At 41.6% G+C, this 20,405-nt stretch carries 17 protein-coding genes; 5 read left to right on the forward strand and 12 right to left on the reverse strand.

The features are described from left to right. Positions 1–152: 152 nt before the first annotated feature. Positions 153–1,154: a tRNA (adenosine(37)-N6)-threonylcarbamoyltransferase complex transferase subunit TsaD gene (tsaD, locus tag ACFQZX_RS14015; RefSeq protein ID WP_377116392.1), complete on the forward strand. Its 1,002-nt coding sequence runs from the start codon at positions 153–155 to the stop codon at positions 1,152–1,154. A gap of 339 nt (positions 1,155–1,493) precedes the next feature. On the opposite strand, the gene ACFQZX_RS14020 is transcribed toward tsaD, so the two are convergent. The 6 genes from ACFQZX_RS14020 to ACFQZX_RS14045 all read right to left on the reverse strand — a co-directional run bounded on the left by ACFQZX_RS14020 (position 1,494) and on the right by ACFQZX_RS14045 (position 6,733). Then, positions 1,494–1,706, reverse strand: a complete 213-nt coding sequence (locus tag ACFQZX_RS14020) for a hypothetical protein (RefSeq protein ID WP_377116395.1) — start codon at positions 1,704–1,706, stop codon at positions 1,494–1,496. 43 nt (positions 1,707–1,749) lie between these two features. After that, the gene (locus ACFQZX_RS14025) at positions 1,750–3,399 is read right to left on the reverse strand and encodes a DUF6734 family protein (protein WP_377116398.1); all 1,650 of its coding nucleotides are present in this window, start codon (positions 3,397–3,399) and stop codon (positions 1,750–1,752) included. Between the two features lie 151 nt (positions 3,400–3,550). Then, positions 3,551–4,558, reverse strand: coding sequence for a recombinase RecA (gene recA, locus ACFQZX_RS14030; RefSeq protein WP_377116401.1), 1,008 nt, complete (start codon positions 4,556–4,558; stop codon positions 3,551–3,553). A 108-nt stretch (positions 4,559–4,666) separates the two neighbouring features. Beyond that, positions 4,667–5,428 (reverse strand): endonuclease III, encoded by a 762-nt coding sequence (gene nth / locus ACFQZX_RS14035; RefSeq protein WP_377116404.1) that lies wholly within the window; start codon positions 5,426–5,428, stop codon positions 4,667–4,669. Positions 5,429–5,738: 310 nt separating this feature from the next. Continuing rightward, positions 5,739–5,936, reverse strand: a complete 198-nt coding sequence (locus tag ACFQZX_RS14040; protein WP_377116407.1) for a hypothetical protein — start codon at positions 5,934–5,936, stop codon at positions 5,739–5,741. A gap of 212 nt (positions 5,937–6,148) precedes the next feature. Further along, positions 6,149–6,733 (reverse strand): RNA polymerase sigma factor, encoded by a 585-nt coding sequence (locus ACFQZX_RS14045; RefSeq protein WP_377116410.1) that lies wholly within the window; start codon positions 6,731–6,733, stop codon positions 6,149–6,151. Positions 6,734–7,127: 394 nt separating this feature from the next. Here ACFQZX_RS14045 and uvrA point away from each other — a divergent pair, with 394 nt between their 5' ends. Further along, positions 7,128–10,013, forward strand: a complete 2,886-nt coding sequence (gene uvrA / locus ACFQZX_RS14050; RefSeq protein ID WP_377116413.1) for an excinuclease ABC subunit UvrA — start codon at positions 7,128–7,130, stop codon at positions 10,011–10,013. A gap of 58 nt (positions 10,014–10,071) precedes the next feature. Here the strand turns inward: uvrA and ACFQZX_RS14055 are convergent, their stop codons facing one another. The 5 genes from ACFQZX_RS14055 to ACFQZX_RS14075 form a co-directional block, all read right to left on the reverse strand. Further along, positions 10,072–10,548, reverse strand: coding sequence for a VOC family protein (locus ACFQZX_RS14055; RefSeq protein ID WP_377116416.1), 477 nt, complete (start codon positions 10,546–10,548; stop codon positions 10,072–10,074). Between the two features lie 104 nt (positions 10,549–10,652). Further along, on the reverse strand, positions 10,653–11,621 hold the full coding sequence (locus ACFQZX_RS14060) for a TonB family protein (protein WP_377116419.1): 969 nt from the start codon (positions 11,619–11,621) through the stop codon (positions 10,653–10,655). Positions 11,622–11,860: 239 nt separating this feature from the next. Beyond that, positions 11,861–12,532 carry a hypothetical protein gene (locus ACFQZX_RS14065; RefSeq protein ID WP_377116422.1) on the reverse strand — a complete coding sequence of 224 codons (672 nt, stop codon included), beginning with the start codon at positions 12,530–12,532 and terminating at the stop codon, positions 11,861–11,863. Between the two features lie 133 nt (positions 12,533–12,665). Next, a complete protein-coding gene (locus ACFQZX_RS14070) occupies positions 12,666–14,933 on the reverse strand; it encodes an aconitate hydratase (RefSeq protein ID WP_377116425.1) in 2,268 nt (755 codons plus the stop codon). A gap of 322 nt (positions 14,934–15,255) precedes the next feature. Beyond that, on the reverse strand, positions 15,256–16,380 hold the full coding sequence (locus ACFQZX_RS14075; protein ID WP_377116428.1) for a PQQ-dependent sugar dehydrogenase: 1,125 nt from the start codon (positions 16,378–16,380) through the stop codon (positions 15,256–15,258). A gap of 93 nt (positions 16,381–16,473) precedes the next feature. Between ACFQZX_RS14075 and ACFQZX_RS14080 the strand changes: the two genes are divergently transcribed. Further along, on the forward strand, positions 16,474–16,947 hold the full coding sequence (locus ACFQZX_RS14080) for a GNAT family N-acetyltransferase (protein WP_377116431.1): 474 nt from the start codon (positions 16,474–16,476) through the stop codon (positions 16,945–16,947). On the opposite strand, the gene ACFQZX_RS14085 is transcribed toward ACFQZX_RS14080, so the two are convergent. Continuing rightward, positions 16,878–17,543 carry a polysaccharide deacetylase family protein gene (locus ACFQZX_RS14085; protein ID WP_377116434.1) on the reverse strand — a complete coding sequence of 222 codons (666 nt, stop codon included), beginning with the start codon at positions 17,541–17,543 and terminating at the stop codon, positions 16,878–16,880. The two genes, ACFQZX_RS14080 and ACFQZX_RS14085, sit on opposite strands and share 70 nt — an antisense overlap. An 87-nt stretch (positions 17,544–17,630) precedes the next feature. Between ACFQZX_RS14085 and ACFQZX_RS14090 the strand changes: the two genes are divergently transcribed. Together ACFQZX_RS14090 and ACFQZX_RS14095 are read left to right on the forward strand one after the other, a co-directional pair. Further along, positions 17,631–19,013, forward strand: a complete 1,383-nt coding sequence (locus tag ACFQZX_RS14090; RefSeq protein WP_377116437.1) for a TolC family protein — start codon at positions 17,631–17,633, stop codon at positions 19,011–19,013. Positions 19,014–19,035: 22 nt separating this feature from the next. Next, on the forward strand, positions 19,036–20,373 hold the full coding sequence (locus ACFQZX_RS14095; protein ID WP_377116440.1) for an efflux RND transporter periplasmic adaptor subunit: 1,338 nt from the start codon (positions 19,036–19,038) through the stop codon (positions 20,371–20,373). Positions 20,374–20,405: the final 32 nt, after the last annotated feature.

The following is a 20,405-nucleotide window of genomic DNA, read 5'->3' on the forward strand; positions in this document are numbered from 1 at the left end:
TTTGAGTACTTTTTTAATAACTTTGCGTTTTACTGATGTTTAACTCGTTGAATTACTGATCGACAAATATCGTATATCGCTATACAATTTTTTTCTTTTTAAAGTTTTAAATAATAAGTAATTCAATAAATAATTAATTCAACAATTAAAAGGTGCCTGTAATATTAGCTATCGAATCATCCTGCGACGAAACCTCTGCCTCTGTATGTGTTGACGGGGCAATACTAAGCAATGTGATTGCCAACCAAACCATTCATGAGGCTTATGGCGGCGTTGTACCTGAGCTTGCCTCAAGGGTACATCAGCAAAATATTGTCCCGGCCGTACAGCAGGCACTATTTAACGCAAAAATAGATAAAAATGATATTGATGCGGTAGCATTTACAAGAGGCCCCGGCCTTTTAGGTTCATTATTGGTAGGCGTGTCCTTTGCAAAAGCTTTCGCGCTGGCTAAAAACATACCGCTTATTGAGGTTAACCACATGCAGGCCCACATATTAGCGCACTTTATTGCTGATAAAAAGCCGTCTTTTCCATTTTTATGTCTTACCGTATCTGGTGGCCACACGCAAATAGTTTTGATTAAAGATTATTTTGATATGGAAATAATAGGCCAGACACTTGATGATGCTGCCGGCGAGGCTATGGATAAAACCAGCAAGATATTGGGCTTACCTTACCCGGGTGGGCCTTTAATTGATAAAAATGCACGTAATGGAAACCCTGATGCCTACACCTTCCCCGAGCCGCAGATACCTGGGTTTGATTTTAGCTTTAGTGGCTTAAAAACATCCATACTGTATTTCATAAGAGATAATGTAGCTAAGAACCCTGATTTTATACAGCAAAATATGAACGATATTTGTGCATCTGTAGAAAAAAGGATCGCTACCATTTTGCTGAACAAGCTTAAGCGCGCTGCAGAGCAATATGGCATTAAAGATTTAGCCCTGGCAGGTGGGGTATCTGCTAATACTGGTCTGCGGGAGGGTTTTACTAAATTGGGTATAGATAATGGCTGGAATACATTTATACCCAAATTTGAGTATTGTACTGATAACGCTGCAATGATTGCCATTGCCGGATATTATAAATATTTAAAGGGCGAATTTATAGGCCAGGATGTAGCTCCTATGGCCCGGATGCCTTTTTAGTTTAATTATTTAATAGCTGATGATTGAATTATAGATTTGGGATTTAATCATTCAATCATTTAAATAATCCATTAATTCAACAACAGAATTTACTTACTAATTCAAATTGAAATGCCACTTCCTTCTCTGATCTTTTGGGTGATATTTGTGTTACCTCTTGTTGCTTTTTTAGTTTGGGTTATGCGTCAGGATAAACGTAAAGGAGTAACCGGACTTATTGTACTGGCCCTTACGGTAATTATCTGTATTTTTTATATGTATTGGAAAACCGGTGGGAAGTAAATTAACAACCCCCTGCGCGGAGGGTTGTTAATAATAAGTGTTGCTGCTTTTTTTAGATTAAGCGCAATACAAAAAATGACCATGGCCTGCTGAGGTACAATAAGCGGGCTGGCAGCCAATTGCGGTACTACCCGAATTTGGGAATGGAGTACCACCTACACCGTCGCAATAGGTTTGGGTACCACTTGCTCCGCCCCTGATCTCTTTTTGCTCATTTCTGGATAATTCTTTCTTGAGGCTTAGTTTGCCAGTAGATTTTAGCGTTTTCATAATTTAATTATTGGTTTAATTAAATATAGCAATATACAAATGATTACTCCAAATTAATTTTAAGCAAACCAAAGTAAAGCAGCCGTTTAACAGTGCTTATTATCAGGTTTTCAAATTTTGCAATGCTATCGTTTATGTCCTCATCAGAAAAGTATTGTTTCATTTCAGTTAATAGTTCACATAACTTAAGTGGCGTTTTTAGCGTTTCAAACAATATAAGGTCAAGGTCGTCGGGGTAATATTCCTTTATGCCTGCCTGCAAAATATCGGGCAGGAGAATGACATTTTGTGGCACTCTTTTTAAGTTAAAGTTTCTTTCAATAATTGTGGGAATATCTTTTATATAATCATATTTCCAATCCCATCCAGCCTTTGATTGCAGATAACCAGGTTGCACGCTTACCGTGATTTGGCTCAATTGGTCTATTGGTTTCGAAAAGGTGTCTTGAATTTGCTCATACGCATCTACGCCTGATTTATATAACTTATTGATACTGATTGCATCCTTATATGTTGCTTTTAATAAAGAATTGTGTTTGGTTTCAAGCGTGTATATTTCTAATAAGCGTTTTTTATCAATAGCTTTATCTAACCTCGAAAGTACTTGCTCATTTATCTCAGTACGCGTTACATTTTTATCTACAGTAACTTCTTGTGCGGCAAAGTAATTTTTATTCAAATAATCGATAACTGCTTGAGTACGTAAGAACGACTGGTGATTTGTGATACTTTTTTTTGAACGTGCTTGTAGCCCGGGTAAAGCATCAATATCCAGGTCAGGCAGCGTATATATGGCTGATCGTATTTTAACGCCGGCATCCTGCAATAGGTTGATGACCCGGTAGTAATATTCAGGATAATCGCGACGTAGCTTTTTTGCAAGATGATCGCACACATGCGGATACTGTTTAAACCCACCAACGGGATGTACCATTTGCACGTTAGGGTAATCCTCAAAACGAATAAAGTCTTTAAATACAGGGTTATCAACAACCCCTTTATAATAGGTAACAGGAATATTGTATTCTGATGCAAGCCGGCAAAACAAATATTGTTCGAATATGAAATTCAGGCCACCGCCCTTTACTTTGGATAGAGCTGATTTGTTTTTGTTGACAAATTCGAATGCCTGCCGGCAGTATTCTTTAAAAAAAGGCAGATTGCTACCCCCCAATATGCCTGCATTACTGGCATACAGATCTTCGTTCTCAAACCGGTTTCTCGAAATTACATCAGGAATGAAACTAAAGTTATCATGAACAATATTTAGAATCTCTGCGTAAAAAGGCAGGTTCTTATCCAGGTTTTGCGCTATTAGCTGACCGTTCAATACATCTGGCGAAGGTTTTTGCCATAAATATAAATCACCATCCAGATGTAAAAAAGGGCCGGTTTGTATGCTGTAAGTATAAATTTTGGCCAGCGCCCATAAACTTGCCGGGTATTGATCAAGTATTCCTTGTAATGGAGTTGATACGGTTGCATAAGGTAGCTGCAGTTTATTTATCAGAATTTCTTTACCTATATCGTCTGTTACCAAGTTAACGGCTCCAAAAACATCTTTGGCCTGCAGGCAGCTTAATGCCCAGCTCATCCAATTGTATTCGCATGATAGCCAACCGCCTCTGTTGCTTAAAACGGTTTGCCTATCTGTAACAGTTGGGCCGCTCCAAAACGTTTGTACAATATTCATAAGTATAACAGGTAGAATAATTTAGATGTAGGTATTACTTGTCTAATATAATTAATCCGTAAGCAAAACATCAAAACGGTATTTTGCACTAAACAAAAAAGCCTCTATGCTTTTAAACACAGAGGCTTCGATAATCAGCTTTAATAAGCTCTTATTCTTCAACCATGCTTTCGCCGGTTACTGTTTGTTTAATTTTAGCTTCCAGTTCTTCGGCTAATTCAGGGTTATCTGCAATCAATTGCTTAACTGCATCGCGGCCCTGACCAAGGCGGGTTTCACCATAGCTAAACCACGAGCCTGCTTTTTTGATGATATTGTAATCAACACCCAAGTCAATAATCTCACCTGCTTTTGAAATACCTTCGCCAAACATAATGTCAAATTCAGCCACACGGAACGGAGGTGCAACCTTATTTTTTACAATTTTAACTTTAACTCGGTTACCTGATACTTCGTCGGTATCTTTGATTTGAGATATACGGCGAACATCCAAACGTACAGACGCGTAAAATTTCAATGCATTACCACCGGTAGTTGTCTCAGGATTGCCAAACATTACGCCAATCTTATCGCGCAACTGGTTGATAAATATACAGCAGCATCCGGTTTTGCTGATTGTACCGGTTAGCTTACGCAATGCCTGCGACATCAGGCGGGCATGTAAGCCCATTTTTGAGTCGCCCATTTCACCTTCTATCTCGGCTTTGGGTACAAGCGCCGCAACAGAGTCAATAACCAGGATATCTATAGCGCCTGACCGGATCAGATTATCTGCAATTTCCAAAGCCTGTTCACCATTATCCGGCTGGGATATTAAAAGGTTTTCTACATCAACGCCCAGTTTTTTTGCATAAAAGCGGTCAAACGCATGCTCCGCATCAATAAATGCTGCAATGCCGCCTTTGCGCTGCGACTCGGCAATAGCATGTATGGCCAGGGTAGTTTTACCAGAAGATTCCGGGCCGTATATTTCAATGATACGGCCTTTTGGTAAACCGTTTACACCCAAAGCAATGTCAAGGCCTAATGAACCGGTTGAAATGGCTTCGGTCTGTTCTACAACAGATTCCCCCAGTTTCATGATTGTGCCTTTACCGTATGATTTTTCCAGCTTATCAAGTGTAAGCTGTAATGCTTTCAATTTATCTGTATTGCTCATTTTTATTTAATGTAAAACAAATATAATAAATATTTTATTAATACTAATTTTTTTAGCAAAAAAATATCAACTGATTATTGGTAAACTTAATTATAGTATCAGCACTTATCAAATATCTTTATCAACAATGCGCTTTTTAAATTGGGTGCTGAGCACGTTTGCTGCCTTTTTCTTTTTAGCGTCTTTAGCTTTTTTTATTCTGGCGGCTTCAGCTTTAAGTAAGGCAGTTTCTGTGTTGTGCTGTTGGTAATATTTACAAAACCAGGTTAGGGGGCATATATCGCATTTAGGGTTTCGTGCTACACAAATATACCGGCCATGTAAAATGAGCCAATGATGCGCAATACTAAGGGTTTCTTTAGGCAGATGTTCCATCAGTTGTTTTTCAACAGCCAGAGGGGTGGTGGCCCGGTTGGTAAGGCCAATGCGGTTTGCCACACGGAATACATGTGTATCTACGGCTATTGCAGGTGCATCAAATACTACAGATGTAATAACATTAGCAGTTTTGCGGCCTACTCCCGGTAGTTGCTGCAGATCTTCCATGGCAGATGGTACCTCGCCATTAAATTTCTCAACCAGCATTTTTCCAAGTCCGGCCAAATGCTTTGCCTTATTATTGGGATAGCTTACACTGCGGATGTAAGTAAAAATCTCGTCAGCATCAGATGCGGCCAGCGCGGCGGCATCCGGAAAGCGCTCAAATAGTGCCGGCGTAATCTGGTTGATGCGTTTATCAGTGCACTGTGCCGATAATACAACTGCAATCAGCAGCTGATAAGGATTATTATAGTGCAGTTCGGTAACTGCGTTGGGTTGATGTTTGGAAAAATAATCTACAAAATGACGATAGCGTTCGGCTTTAAGCATTTGTTGGTTGATTGATGCATTAGTTCACTTATTTATTAGTTCAATTGTTTATTGGTAACTTCTTAAGTTGATGGCGCAAATTTACAACTATACACTAATCAACAAATGAAACATGGTATAAATCAGTTCAATTGTTCATTGGTAACTTTTTAAGTTTTAAGGCACCCAAATTTTTCAACTATGCACTAATCAACTAATGAGCAAGTGAACTAATGAACGATAGTGTAAAATAGAAAGGTTCATAGATTAAACGTTTGATATTGCTATCGCATGTTTGACCTATGAACCAGTGTCAGATTTTGCGTCCTAATTAACGCAGGCTTTTTGAATAATTAAGAATTTGATGAATTGTTTGCGCGCTCGGCACTTTCTTTAAAAGGTCCAGTTCGGCACGGATAGAGTGATAAAATATCACATCATCCGCTTCAAGATTTTCATGTACATCTCCTTCTTTCACCTGGGTAGGATTAGTGAACGCATTAATTGTTGATGTAAAGGTTTCACCCATAAGCTATCATGTTTAGTTGAATATGAAAATAACGATAGTTTGCAGAGAATATTTTATAAAGATGAAAATTAAATGAAATTTTTTCAATCAGTTAATTTATTCCTTTTTGCTATCACTGTTTAAACTAAAAAGGCCCGGATATATTATATATCCAGGCCTTTATTTTATCAACAAATTTTAGTTTAAAGAAAGTGAAGAGCGGGCAGCAAGTTTTAATTTTTCAAGCTTAGCTCTTTATTTTGCATCATCTTTCGCAGATTGTTAAGCGCGTAACGCATACGGCCAAGGGCTGTATTGATACTAACATCAGTAACATCAGCAATTTCTTTAAAGCTCATATCGCCAAAATGGCGCATAATCAAAACTTCTTTTTGTTCGGCAGGTAATAATTGAATCAAGGTCTTAAGGTCCCTATGCGTTTGCTCGCGCACCATACGGTCTTCAGCACTTTCATCATAATGCCCAAGTACTTCAAAGATGTCAAAGTCGTCGCCGTTGCTAACCATAGGCGCACGTTTTTCGCGGCGGAAATGGTCGATCACAAGGTTATGGCCAATACGGGTTACCCAGGGTAAAAATTTACCTTCTTCGTTGTATTTTCCGGCTTTTAGCGTATTAATAACTTTAATAAACGTGTCCTGAAAAATATCCTCGGCAAGGGCTTCGTCCTTAACCAATAAATAAATAGAGGTGTAAATTTTTGTTTGATATCGCCGTATCAGTTCAACAAGCCCTGCTTCTTCACCGGCAATATATAGATGGATTAAATCCTGATCACTTTTCAATTGAAAATCCATAGAAAGCTACTAATAAACTAAATTAAATTTTTTGTCGTTATTAAAAGTAGAATTCTATCTATAGCGTTTCGTTTTTAGGGGTGAAATAATCTTACCTTCAAATATAATAATCTTAAAAAATAAAAACAAATATTTTTTAACAGGGCATTTTATGTCTTTCCCAAATATTATTTGTGCGGACATCAAAACAAAGCATTTGTTAATTGCCTTAATACCAAAACATCAAGATAAAAACCAATTTGCAAAAGGCTAAAAATTTTAGGATTTTTGCAGTATAAAATTTACGGTTTATAGATGATGATTAATTGCAAACTATCAGTTAGACTATAAGTTGTATAATAAGTTTAACGTACATGCAAGTATTACTATAAGCCATGTGCTACTACCAATCAAAATGATCAAAGAAGCAGAAAAAGATCCGCAAAAACATATTATTATTAAAGGCGCAAGGGTTCACAATCTTAAAAACCTTGATGTGGCCATACCTAAAAACAAGCTGGTGGTGGTAACGGGCATGTCTGGTTCAGGTAAATCGTCGTTGGCATTTGATACTTTGTATGCCGAGGGGCAGCGCCGTTACGTAGAAAGCCTGTCATCATACGCGCGTCAGTTTTTGGGCCGCATGAATAAGCCCGATGTAGATTATATAAAAGGAATTGCGCCGGCTATTGCGATAGAGCAAAAAGTAATTACCAGTAATCCGCGCTCAACAGTAGGTACGTCTACCGAAATATACGACTACCTGAAGCTGCTTTTTTCGCGAATAGGTAAAACCATATCGCCAATATCAGGCGGCGTGGTAAAGCGTGATACCGTTACCGATGTGGTAAACTTTGTATCCGCCTTGCCTGATGAAACACAGGTTACCATACTTTGCCCCTTGCATCCGCATAATAACCGCAGTTTAAAAGAGGAACTTGCCGTATTGATGCAGAAGGGATTTGTAAGGGTTGAATACAACGGCCAGTTATCGCGCATAGAAAGCCTGCTTGATGATGAAAGCATTGCTGCCGATACCGAGATAAAACCAAAAAAAGGAAAAGCCAAAAGCACCGATCATGAACCTGCTGACGCTAATGATGAGCATGTGCGTATAGTTATCGACCGTGTTACTAAAAACATGGAAGATGAAACCATAAGCCGCCTGGCTGATTCGGTACAGACCGCATTTTTTGAAGGCAAAGGCGATTGTTTTGTGCGATACGAAATCCTCACTGACGGGGAGGGTTCGGGTGAGACTACCGAACGCTTTTTTTGCGACCGTTTTGAGCTTGACGGTATGCGGTTTGAAGAACCTACGCCAAACTTTTTCAGCTTCAATAATCCATATGGCGCCTGTAAACGCTGCGAGGGCTATGGAAAGGTGATAGGCATTGATGAGGACCTGGTTATACCCGATAAGAGCAAAACTGTATACGAAGGTGCAATTGCGCCGTGGCGCGGCGAGAAAATGCGCGAATGGAACGACGTGCTGGTGAAAAGCGCTATTAAATTCGACTTTCCTATACATCGCCAATACAACCAGCTTACAGAGGCGCAGCAGCGTTTACTGTGGACAGGTAATCAATACTTCCGCGGGTTGGATGCCTTTTTTAAGGAAATGGAAGAGCAGACCTATAAGATACAATACAGGGTGCTGCTATCGCGTTACCGTGGTAAAACTACCTGCCCCGAGTGTAAAGGCAGCAGGCTGCGCAAAGATGCTGCTTATGTTAAAATCAACGATATGTCGATCACCGACGTTGTGTTGATGCCATTGGACAAAGCATTTGATTTTTTTGGCAACCTTAAACTTAACGAAACCGAGGAAAAAATAGGCAAGCGCCTGCTGGTAGAAATTGCCAACCGCCTGCGGTTTTTAAATGATGTAGGCCTGAGTTATCTTACGCTCAACCGCCTGTCGAACACCCTTTCGGGCGGCGAGTCGCAACGTATTAATCTGGCAACATCGTTGGGAAGTAGCTTGGTGGGCTCTGTGTATGTGCTGGATGAGCCAAGTATAGGCTTGCATCCACGGGATACCGAAAGGTTGATCTCGGTTTTGCGTTCGCTCCGCGATGTTGGCAATACTGTGCTGGTGGTAGAGCATGAGGAAGAAATTATGAAGGCTGCCGACCATATCATTGATATTGGCCCCGAGGCTGGTACGCATGGCGGTAACCTCATATTTACAGGCACCTATGATCAGATCATCACCGATGATAATAGCTTAACAGGCAAATATCTTAGCGGTCGGGAAGAAATCGCTATCCCGAAAAGCCGCCGTAAATGGAGCGATTATATTGAAATTAAAGGCGCACGTGAGAACAATCTTAAACATGCCAGCGCTAAATTCCCATTGGGGGTATTAACGGTAGTTACAGGGGTATCTGGTTCCGGTAAAACCAGTTTGGTGAAACGCATACTGGCACCTGCCCTGCAAAAAACCTTAGGCAACTATACCGGCGACCAAAGCGGCGCCTTTGACAGCATCGAGGGCGATTACAATAAGATTGAACAGGTAGAACTGGTTGACCAAAATCCGATAGGCCGGTCGTCGCGATCAAACCCGGTTACCTACGTTAAGGCCTGGGACGAGATACGCAACTTGTATGCTGCACAGCCACGTGCTAAGGCTGCGGGATTAAAACCGTCAGCATTCTCGTTTAATGTAGAAGGTGGGCGCTGCGATGTTTGCCAGGGCGAAGGTGAGGTTAAAATTGAGATGCAGTTTATGGCCGATATCTTCCTGACCTGTGAAGCCTGCGAAGGTAAACGGTTTAAGCAGCATATACTGGATATTACTTACAACGAGAAAAACGTTGCAGAGGTGTTGGATATGACCATAGATGAAGCGGTGGTTTTCTTTGCAAAAGAAGCTAAGATAGTAGCTAAAATAAAACCACTGGTTGATGTGGGCCTGGGTTATGTGCAGTTGGGGCAGTCGTCAAACACATTATCGGGTGGCGAGGCACAGCGTATAAAACTGGCAAGCTTCCTGGTAAAGGGTAATAATACCAATAAAACGTTGTTCATTTTTGACGAGCCTACCACCGGACTGCACTTTGCGGACATCAAAAAGCTGCTTAAATCTTTTGACGCATTGATCGAGAACGGCAATACTATATTAGTCATTGAGCACAATATGGATGTTATTAAATGCGCCGACTGGGTGATAGACATTGGCCCGGAGGGTGGCGAACGCGGCGGTAATGTTGTGTTTGAAGGTGTGCCCGAAGATCTGATTAAAAAAGAGGATAGTTATACAGGACAGTTTTTGAAAGAAAGGTTCATAGGGTAAACACTATATATAATACTAAAGGCGATAGTTTATATCGCCTTTAGTATTATAGCCTTGCTCAGGCGTTATCGTAAGCCGCCTGGATGTCTTTAATTATAATTTTTTTCATCTTCATCATAGCCTGCATCACAGCGGTGGACTTTTTTGGATCCGGGTCGCTCATCAACCGCGGTAATATTTCCGGAGCTACCTGCCACGAAACGCCGTACTTGTCTTTAAGCCAGCTGCATGGCCCTTCCTGACCACTGTCCGCTATTAGTGCGTTCCAGTAATAATCTACCTCTTCCTGGGTATCTGGTTCAATAGCAAATGAGATGGTTTCAGTATATTTTGCTTCCTGCCCCCAGTTTAATGCTGTAAATGTCATCCCCAATATTTCAAAGGTAGCTGTAAGTACCGTACCGCTCGCCATAGGTCCATTATCCGGATATCTGGTAACATTCAATAGTTTACCGTTGAATACTGATACATAAAAATTTGCCGCTTCTTCAGCCTCGTTTTTAAACAGCAGGAAAGGTGTGATCTTTGTACGCATAACTTATGGTTTTGTATAAGCAAAGTTAAACTGATTAATATATTTCTTTAGGGGCTAAAAGGGACAAACAAAGGGTTATTTACGACAAGATTTAGTCCTCAAAATTACTTTTTCGTTTTATATGGAAAAGGCAACTTCATGCGTATTTCGGCCTCTTCACCCGCTTTGTTGTTAAACTTAGCTTCTTTCATCACTCTTAACGCTTCTTCATCGCAGCCATAACCAAGCCCTTTGGCTACCGATAAATTTTTTGTATCTCCACTGCTTGTTACGGTTAACTCTACAGTCACGAAACCGGTTATATTGTTGGATTTAGCCTGTTCGGGGTACGCAAGCTTACTGTAAATGGCATCCTCGCCGCCTACTGGTTCAATAGCCGGTAATGCTTGTTCGACTCGTACATAATACAAGCTTTTAGGATTAGGGTTGCCCACACTGCCCGGTAAAATATATTTGATACCCCATTTATTTAAATAGTCTTGTAATGGCGGCAAGCCGGCTTTTTTGCGCCGTTCGTTTACAAAGGCTTCATCTTCTATGGGATATATTTGTACGCCGCCGCCTTTGATTTCATGCAGTTGGGTGCCGTATACCTGTGGTTTACCTTTGGCGGTTCTTACACGGTCTATCATCAGGGGTAAAAGCGATGCATCTAATTCGCCCTTGTCGGCCGCCTGCATAAAAGTCGTCAGGTACTTTTCCTGGGATTCCAGGTCGTTATGTTGTATAACCATAAAGGCTACATTACTAAGTTCCTTTCCCACTAAAGTTTTACCAGGATAACCATAGTTGGCTATGATCTGCTCTACTTTGCCAAGGTTAGTTTTATCAATTGCCGCTTGCCTGTTCATTAGCTCATTGTCTTGTTTTGAGCCAGATCCATATTTTTTAGCGGCCGCAATGGCTGCAACCCGATACTGCTGATCGGCCTTGCCGATTGCTGCTATTTCTGCAACAAGCTTTTTATTGGTTTGGGCGAATAGGGTTGAGGTGGAAAGTATGAGAATGATAAGGGCATTAAAGGTTTTCATGAAGTGTTTTGGATAATTGATAGCTAAGTTAATAAATGCCATCAAGTATTTCTATACCCCTGCTAACGCATAAGACCACCATCGATTTGCCTGTTTCCGCCCGAAGCTTTTTTGCTGACAATAAGACAAATTACTCTGTCATTCTGAGCGATAGCGAAGAAACTAATGTACGCTATGCAAACCATAGATCAGATGCTTCGTTTCACAGCAGGAACTGTGTTTGGTTGGCATAACCATCTTCAGTCGGTTAGCTTTTATGAACGGGAGAAACGATATTCAAGTCAATCCCATTTTAGTCCAGCAACATTAAAGTCCATTATTTCTTTTTTAAGCGAGTGTCTGCCTTCTCGTATGGTACTTCTCATGCGGCTATATTTTGTATAGAATTTTGGTTTTTCAGTTGATTTGACAACGGCCGGCTCCGTTATTACAAACGTTGCCCGTACCTTCAATTTTTTTGCTTTTTTTAATTTGGAGATAAAAAAATCTGACTTATTTATAATAATATAGTATTTGTCGTCGCCTTGAGGTGTATATCCTTTAAATGTTATGGCTTTTTCATCATCAAACTTTGCTTCAATGCTCGCTTCATTGTCATCAGAATCAAATATACCATCGTATATGTGACTTGCTATAGCCGGAGCAGCAACCCATACCCTGGTTCCATCTTTATCAATACCGATCTGTGGAAATACAGGGTGATTAAAAGCATACGGAAGTCTGAGCTTATCGTCAGAATCAAGTGTGGCAGAATACTTTTTCTCAGAAGTCATTTCATCCACATCAGTATTGTATTCCCATTTTTTTTCTTCGGACAAAGAAAATTGTCCAGTGCTATCTTTTGCCGTATTTTTTTCCTTACCTCCTTCATCTACATCACATGAAAAAAAGCAGAGGATAATAGCGAATAGAAAAATTATTCTATGTGTTAGGAAGTAATTTTTGAAAGTCACTTGTTGTCTGGTTCCAGGTTGGTATAAATATCAACTATAAAATTAACATTATAAATAAAACAATCGATATTCTTCAACAAAAAAGCCTCTCCAATAGGAAAGGCTTTTGAACTATTTTTTGGCTTTCAGCTCATTAAGAAGCCATTTGCCTGCGGATAATATTTAATGCACCGCCTGCTTTAAACCATTCAATTTGCTGCGCGTTGTAAGTATGGTTAACCGGGAATGATTCGGTAGAGCCATCTTTATGATGCAATACAACAGTAAGCTGCTGACCGGGGGCAAAGGTTGTTAAACCGGTGATGTCGATAACATCGTCCTCCTGTATCTTATCGTAATCGTTTGAATCAGCAAAAGTGATAGCCAGCATGCCTTGTTTTTTAAGGTTGGTTTCGTGGATACGGGCAAATGATTTTACCAATATGGCACGTACACCAAGGTGGCGTGGTTCCATTGCCGCGTGCTCGCGTGATGAACCTTCACCGTAGTTTTCGTCGCCTACTACCACAGTACCTATACCAGCGGCTTTATAATCGCGCTGGGTGGCCGGTACAGGTCCGTATTCGCCGGTAAGTTCGTTCTTAACGCTATCAGCTGTATTGTTGAAGTAGTTAATAGCACCTATCAGCATATTGTTAGATATGTTGTCCAGGTGTCCGCGGAATTTCAACCATGGGCCTGCCATAGAAATATGGTCGGTAGTACATTTACCTTTAGCTTTTATCAGTAATCTTAAACCGGTAATATCAGTACCTTCCCAAGGGGTAAACGGCTCTAATAGCTGCAAGCGCGATGAAGTAGGGCTTACAATAACCTGTACCTGGCTGCCGTCCTCTGCAGGTGCCTGGTAACCGGCATCTTCTACCGCGTAACCACGTACGGGCATTTCAATACCTTGCGGCTCATCAAGTTTTACCTGTTCGCCGTTCTTGTTGGTTAAAGTATCGGTAAGCGGGTTAAACGTTAAGTCGCCTGCAATTGCAAACGCTGTAACAATTTCCGGAGATGCTACAAACGCGTGTGTATTTGGGTTACCATCCTGGCGTTTAGCAAAGTTACGGTTGAACGAGGTGATGATAGAGTTTTTGCGTGTAGGGTCATCGGTATGGCGCGCCCACTGGCCAATACAAGGGCCGCAGGCATTTGCTAATACTACACCACCCATTTGGGCAAAAGTATCTAAGTAACCATCACGCTCTACAGTGTAACGTACCTGCTCAGAGCCAGGGGTGATAGTAAACTCGGCTTTAGTAACCAGATCTTTATCAATAGCCTGCTGTGCAATAGATGCGGAGCGGGTAATGTCTTCGTAAGATGAGTTGGTACAAGAACCAATTAAACCAACCTCTAATTTTTCCGGCCAGTTATTTTCTTTAACTGCCTGCGCAAATTTAGAGATAGGCCATGCCAAATCCGGAGTGAACGGGCCGTTTACGTGCGGTTCCAATTCGCTCAGGTTGATCTCGATCACCTGGTCGAAATATTGTTCAGGGTTTGCATAAACATCTTCGTCACCGGTTAGGTGTTCTGCAATAGCATCGGCCATGTCAGCAATGTCCCCGCGTTTAGTACCGCGCAGGTAATCAGCGGCTTTTTCATCATACCCAAAGATGGAAGTGGTAGCACCGATCTCTGCACCCATGTTACAGATGGTGGCTTTACCGGTGGCCGACATAGAGCGTGCGCCCTCGCCGAAATATTCAACAATGAAGCCGGTACCGCCTTTAACAGTAAGGATACCTGCAACACGCAAAATAACGTCTTTAGCTGATGTCCATCCGGAAAGTTTACCGGTTAATTTAACACCCAGCAACTTAGGGAATTTAAGCTCCCAGGGTAAACCCGCCATAACGTCGCAGGCATCGGCACCGCCAACACCAATAGCAACCATACCTAAACCACCGGCATTAGGTGTGTGCGAGTCGGTACCAATCATCATACCACCCGGGAAAGCGTAGTTTTCTAACACTACCTGGTGAATGATACCAGCGCCGGCTTTCCAGAAACCTATACCATATTTATCAGATACAGATGATAAGAAATCGTAAACTTCGCGGTTAATATCAACTGCTGTATTTAAATCGGCAACGGCGCCTACTTTAGCCTGTATAAGGTGGTCGCAGTGTACGGTTGATGGAACAGCAACCTGCGGGCGGCCTGCCTGCATAAACTGCAAAAGTGCCATTTGTGCGGTAGCATCCTGCATAGCTACGCGGTCTGGTGCAAAATCTACATAGTCGGTACCACGTTCAAAAGCTTTTTGAGCATCACCCGCAGAAAGGTGAGCATATAATATTTTTTCGGTTAATGTAAGAGGTTTACCGGTCGCTTTGCGGGCAGCATCCACACGGGTGCTGTAGCGATCATAAACCTTTTTGATCATGTCTATATCAAAGGCCATAATAATTGATCTTTATGTAGTAAAAAGATGTCGAAACCTGTTACTGGCTGACAGCCGCGAATTTACAAAATATAACAGTTATTCACAGTCAGGGGTTTGTACAATTCTTATTTGGATATGTTCTAAATAAGAAAGCGGTGGGCCGTGGGCAGTTGGCAGTTAGCAGTGGGCGGTTATTTGAAGTTTGCAGTATGCGGTTTGCAGTTAGCAGTTGGCAAATATTAAAAGTTTACAATACACGGGTGCGTTGATAATTATAATTAAAACTGTCTACTCCTAACTGTCTACTGCTAACTGCTAACTGCTAACTGCCCACTGCAAACTAATTACCCCTCACCTCAATTACCTTATCATTATTGCCATTACTTGTTATGATATAAACCTTTCCACCGGGGGATATGGCTACATCGCGCATGCGTCCGTATTTGTTCTTATAGAATGTATTTACCTGCTCAACACCGGTTCCTGTTGCATTTAGTTTGATCTGCAGTAATTCGCTATCCTTTAGTACGGCAAGTAGCAGGGAGTTTTTCCATTGCGGTATGGTGTCTTTATCATAATAATCAATCCCGGATGGGGCGATGGTAGGCGTCCAGGCTTGTATGGGCTCCGCTACATTGTTGAGGTTGCAAAAACTTTTTTCGCTATCGTTGTTACAATAACCTTCTACATTAGGCCAGCCAAAATTGCGGCCTTTTTGTATGATGTTGATCTCGTCGTCGGTGGTATTCCCATGTTCTGAGCTGTAAAGACGATCAGCTACAAACACCAAACCCTGCGCATTGCGGTGGCCATAACTCCAAACCGGGCTGCCCGCGATTGGGTTATCTGCAGGGATGGTGCCATCCAGGTTAATACGCATTATCTTTCCAGACAGGTTGGTCTTATCCTGCGCCCGTGTGTTTACTGATGCGTCTCCACTGGTAATAAAAAGTTTTTTATCCGGTGATATAGCCAAACGGCAGCCATTGTGAATGTTTGAAGCCGAAATATTATCTAACAAAGTAACAGGTTTAGTAAGCATGCCACCCATATAGGTGTATCTCACTATTTTCCCGGTATAAGTACCTGCCTTGTCATAATTATATGCTATGTAAACGTAAGGCTGGGTATCAAATTGCGGATGCAATACCATGCCCAGCAGCCCGCCCTCTCCCCTCGAAACCACCTCGCTTATAGTGGTTATAGGTAATATTACACCTGTCGCGGGGTCGATACTGCTGATCTTGCCACCCCGTTCGGTAACCCATAGCTGGCCGTTAGGCGCCCATAAAATTTCCCAGGGGAAAGATAGTTTATCTGTGATTACTCTATCGGTAAGTTTGGATGCGTCGCCGGTTTGCGGGTTGTTATTGCTGCCGTCATTGGATGACTTTTTACAACCGGTGAAAAACTGAGAGCCAAACAAAAACCCAATTAATACGGTTAATTTAATCCATCTGCTCATATCTTTAAATTTATAAGGGTTACAACTATATAACTTGCTGATATTGTGAAAAGTTTGACGGATGTTTTTAGTTCTACTGTAAAATACTTATCGATGCAAATAAATATCAGCCAGCCACAGCTATCAGATTATCCAGCGCTTATTGATCTGTGGGAATCATCCGTGAGGGCTACACATCACTTTTTACGCGAAGAAGATATTGATTTTTACCGCCCGATGGTAACCGCGGCTTTGCCCTTACTGGATGTTTATTATGCAGAAAGTGATAGCATCATACAGGGGTTTATTGGCCTTGGTGATGAGATGATACAGGCTTTATTTATACATCCGCAGGCAAGGGGCAAAGGGATAGGGAAACAACTGATGCTATTTGCTATAAACCAAAAAGGCATGAAACGCGTTGATGTTAACGAGCAAAATACCCAGGCATTAGGTTTTTACGAGCGGTTAGGGTTTGAAGTTACGGGCAGAACAGAACTTGACGGGGTAGGTAAGCCTTATCCGTTGCTTTTAATGGCTTTGCCAAAACCAGCTCCGGCAGAAGGGGATAGCCCCTTAAATGTATAGCCAAGTTTGCTAAAGTGCTCTAAAACAAGCGGCAAGGCATACTCCATTTTGTGAAAAGCTTTTATGCTATCATGAAAAAGCACAATAGAGCCGTCTGCGGCGTTGTCTACCACATTTTTCAGGGCCTCCTGCGGTTTAAGCGCCATGTCAAAATCGCCGCTTAGTACATCCCACATAATTATTTCAAGGTCTGGCCGGGCTTGTTTAAGCAGCTTGATCTGTGAGCGCTTTATGCGCCCGTAAGGAGGCCGAAAAAATGGCGTATCCAATAATTTATCGGCTTTTATAAAATTGTCGAGATAGATGTCGTCCTCGGTTGCCCATCCCTTCAGATGATTAAAAGTATGATTGCCGATAGTATGGCCGCTTTTTTTCACATCTTCAAAGATGTCCGGATGCTTTCGTACATTGTCGCCTATGCAGAAAAAGGTGGCTTTAGCATCGTACTTTTTTAAAATATTTAATACATAGGCTGTAACAATGGGTATGGGGCCGTCGTCAAAAGTCAAAAAAATAGAGCGGGTGCCGGGTTCAGCTTTCCATATTAATTGAGGATAAAGCTTTTTAAGCCACCAGGGAGTTTTAACCAGGTACATTCTTAAAGGAGTTGGATACTAAAATTTAAACTTAATAAAAGAGCTTGCAAAGTAATTACCAGTTACTTACCATTGCATATAAACATTATGAAAATATATTTACCCGCAACAAAAGTAACCATTGCCTGCCTTATATTACTTGCTGCATTTACAAATAAAGCAAAAGCCCAGGAGGTTATAACGCTGCAGCACGCTATTGACCTGACACTTGAACGTAACCTTAATATTAAACAGGCTCAGTTAAGTGAGGCACTTTCAGAAGAGAACCTGAAGCAATCAAGGTACAATCAGCTTCCAAACCTTACCGCTGGCCCGCAGGCTTCATTTAATTTTGGCCGTAATATCGACCCATCTACCAACCAGTTCATCAACCAGCGTATATTTGCCTTAAGCGGGAATGTTACATCGCAGGTTACGCTTTTTCAGGGCGGGCAATTGCGCAACCAGGTTATTGAAAATAAGTTATTGCTTAATGCCGACCGCAGCAATACAGCCAAGATAAAAAACGACCTGATTTTAAATGTAGTGACCCAGTACCTGCAGATACTGACTAACCAGGACCTGGTAACAGCGGCTCAGCAGCAGATCAATATCGCAAAAATAACGCTTGACCGCGCACAGAAAAGCTTTGATGTAGGCAACCAGACGCTTGCCGATCTGTCTCAGGCCAAATCACAGCAGTCAACCGCCGATTTGAACTATACCAATGCCGAAAATCAGCTGGAGCTTTCTATACTTACACTGAAACAGTATATGGAGATGCCACCGGCAACAGAAATAACGTTTGAAAAACCCGATATCAGCAAATTTAAAGATCTCAACGCCCTGTATGATCCGGAAGTGGTGCTGAAAACAGCTTTGGCCATTAACCCCGATGTTGGCCTGGCAGAAGCACGGCAAAAGGCTGCTGAACAGGATATAAAGGTGGCACGCGGCAATTACTTTCCAAGCGTGGTACTGTTTGGGCAAGCGGGTTCTAACTACTCAGATGCCCGTAAGATAGTTACTTTAGCGCCAAACGGAATTGACCCTATTTATTCAAATTATCCGTTTTTTACTCAGCTCAGCGACAACTTCAATCAATCGGTAGGCATCAGCTTACAAATACCGATCTTTAACAGGTTCAGTGCCCGCACTGCTGTTCGTAAAGCAAAGATCAATAATGAAAACGCCGTGGTAGGCGTACAACTTGCCCGTAATAATTTAAGTAAGATCATCTACCAGGCGGTGTGGGATGTTAAGGCAGCCAATAAAAAATATCAATCGGCATTGCAAACGTACAATGCCAATAAAGAAGCCTTTAACGCTATACAACAAAGGTTTAACGTAGGGTTGGTAAACTCGCTTGATTATAACACATCTTTAACTAATTTAAATAAATCGCAGTTTGATCTGATACAGGCGCAATACGAGGTTGTGTTCAGAAGCAAGATCATTGATTACTATCTCGGAAACCCAATAACCCTTTAATTAAAAAATCCATAAGAACATCATGGGAAAAACTACTAAATATATTTTGATAGGGCTTGCAGTGCTGATAGCCTTTCTTATCATTGGCAAAGTCACAGGCATCATCGGCAAACCGCAGCTTACGCAGGTGGCGGTTGAAAAAGCCGAAAGCCGGGATATTAACGAAACCGTATCTGCCAGCGGTAAAATTAAACCGCATATAGAAGTAAAGATAAGCCCGGAGGTATCCGGAGAGGTGGTTGATTTGCCAATTAAAGAAGGTGACGTTGTAAAAAAAGGACAGCTTTTATGCCGCATACGCCCGGATATATTGAAATCGGGATATGAGCGTGCTGTGGCATCTTACAATACTCAAAGGGCAAGTGTAGGTAACTCCGCCCAAATGCTTAAACAATCTGAGGCTACCTTTGCTAACCAGGAGTCGATCTACAAACGCAGTAAGGAGCTTTACAATAAAAAAGTACTGACCACTGCAGAGTTTGAGCAGGCAAAAGCGAATTACGAAGGTGCAAAAGCTTCGTTAGAGGCTGCCCGCCAGAATGTGGTGGGTGCCAAATTCGGTTTAGAGCAATCGCAGGCATCTGTTAAAGAAGCGCAGGATAACTTGGCAAAAACAACTATCTATTCGCCGGTTGATGGTGTAGTATCCAAATTATCAATTGAACAAGGTGAGCGGGTTTTAGGTACACAGCAATTTGCCGGTACCGAGATCATGACCATATCAGACCTCAGCAAGATGGATGTAAACGTTGATGTTAACGAAAATGACATCAACCGTATAACAGTAGGTAACGACGCGCAGATTGAAGTTGACGCATTTTTAGGCAAAAAATTTACAGGCAAGGTTATAGAGATTGGCAGTTCGGCAAACGTAGTGGGTACTAATGCCGACCAGGTGACCAACTTTACAGTTAAGGTACGCATCACCGCACAATCATATACCGACCTGCTTAAAAAGAATGCTGAGAACCATTCGCCTTTCCGCCCGGGTTTAACTGCTACGGTTGATATCAATACCAATCATGTAAGGGCATTATCTGTTCCTATACAATCGGTTACTACAAGGGAGGATAAAAAGGCTGCACCTGCGGCAGAAGCTAAAAAGGACGATGATAAGAAAACAGCTTCTGAAGCACCTGTGAAGGAATACGTTTTTGTTTTGGAGGGCACAAAGGTTAAACAGGTAGAAGTTAAAACCGGTATACAGGATGATACCAACATCCAGATCATATCGGGCCTGAAAGGCGGTGAGCAGGTGGTTTCTGCGCCATTTGCAGCTATCTCTAAAACGCTTAAAGATGGTATGCAGGTAGAAAAGGTTGATAAATCAAAGCTGTTCAATACCGAAGCGAAGAAGTAATCTTAAAATAGATAATAGATAAAGGACAAAAG

The sequence above is a fragment of the Mucilaginibacter litoreus genome (assembly GCF_042676805.1).
Taxonomy (GTDB): domain Bacteria; phylum Bacteroidota; class Bacteroidia; order Sphingobacteriales; family Sphingobacteriaceae; genus Mucilaginibacter; species Mucilaginibacter litoreus.

Excerpts from the sequence above, each read along its gene's own strand:
- ACFQZX_RS14095 (WP_377116440.1), top strand. The coding sequence starts at position 19,036 with ATGGGAAAAACTACTAAATATATTTTGATAGGGCTTGCAGTGCTGATA.
- ACFQZX_RS14045 (WP_377116410.1), bottom strand. The coding sequence starts at position 6,733 with ATGGATTTTCAATTGAAAAGTGATCAGGATTTAATCCATCTATATATT.
- ACFQZX_RS14020 (WP_377116395.1), bottom strand. The coding sequence starts at position 1,706 with ATGAAAACGCTAAAATCTACTGGCAAACTAAGCCTCAAGAAAGAATTA.
- ACFQZX_RS14080 (WP_377116431.1), top strand. The coding sequence starts at position 16,474 with ATGCAAATAAATATCAGCCAGCCACAGCTATCAGATTATCCAGCGCTT.
- uvrA (WP_377116413.1), top strand. The coding sequence starts at position 7,128 with ATGATCAAAGAAGCAGAAAAAGATCCGCAAAAACATATTATTATTAAA.
- recA (WP_377116401.1), bottom strand. The coding sequence starts at position 4,558 with ATGAGCAATACAGATAAATTGAAAGCATTACAGCTTACACTTGATAAG.
- ACFQZX_RS14070 (WP_377116425.1), bottom strand. The coding sequence starts at position 14,933 with ATGGCCTTTGATATAGACATGATCAAAAAGGTTTATGATCGCTACAGC.
- ACFQZX_RS14025 (WP_377116398.1), bottom strand. The coding sequence starts at position 3,399 with ATGAATATTGTACAAACGTTTTGGAGCGGCCCAACTGTTACAGATAGG.
- ACFQZX_RS14075 (WP_377116428.1), bottom strand. The coding sequence starts at position 16,380 with ATGAGCAGATGGATTAAATTAACCGTATTAATTGGGTTTTTGTTTGGC.
- ACFQZX_RS14090 (WP_377116437.1), top strand. The coding sequence starts at position 17,631 with ATGAAAATATATTTACCCGCAACAAAAGTAACCATTGCCTGCCTTATA.
- ACFQZX_RS14085 (WP_377116434.1), bottom strand. The coding sequence starts at position 17,543 with ATGTACCTGGTTAAAACTCCCTGGTGGCTTAAAAAGCTTTATCCTCAA.
- ACFQZX_RS14060 (WP_377116419.1), bottom strand. The coding sequence starts at position 11,621 with ATGGCATTTATTAACTTAGCTATCAATTATCCAAAACACTTCATGAAA.
- ACFQZX_RS14040 (WP_377116407.1), bottom strand. The coding sequence starts at position 5,936 with ATGGGTGAAACCTTTACATCAACAATTAATGCGTTCACTAATCCTACC.
- nth (WP_377116404.1), bottom strand. The coding sequence starts at position 5,428 with ATGCTTAAAGCCGAACGCTATCGTCATTTTGTAGATTATTTTTCCAAA.
- ACFQZX_RS14055 (WP_377116416.1), bottom strand. The coding sequence starts at position 10,548 with ATGCGTACAAAGATCACACCTTTCCTGCTGTTTAAAAACGAGGCTGAA.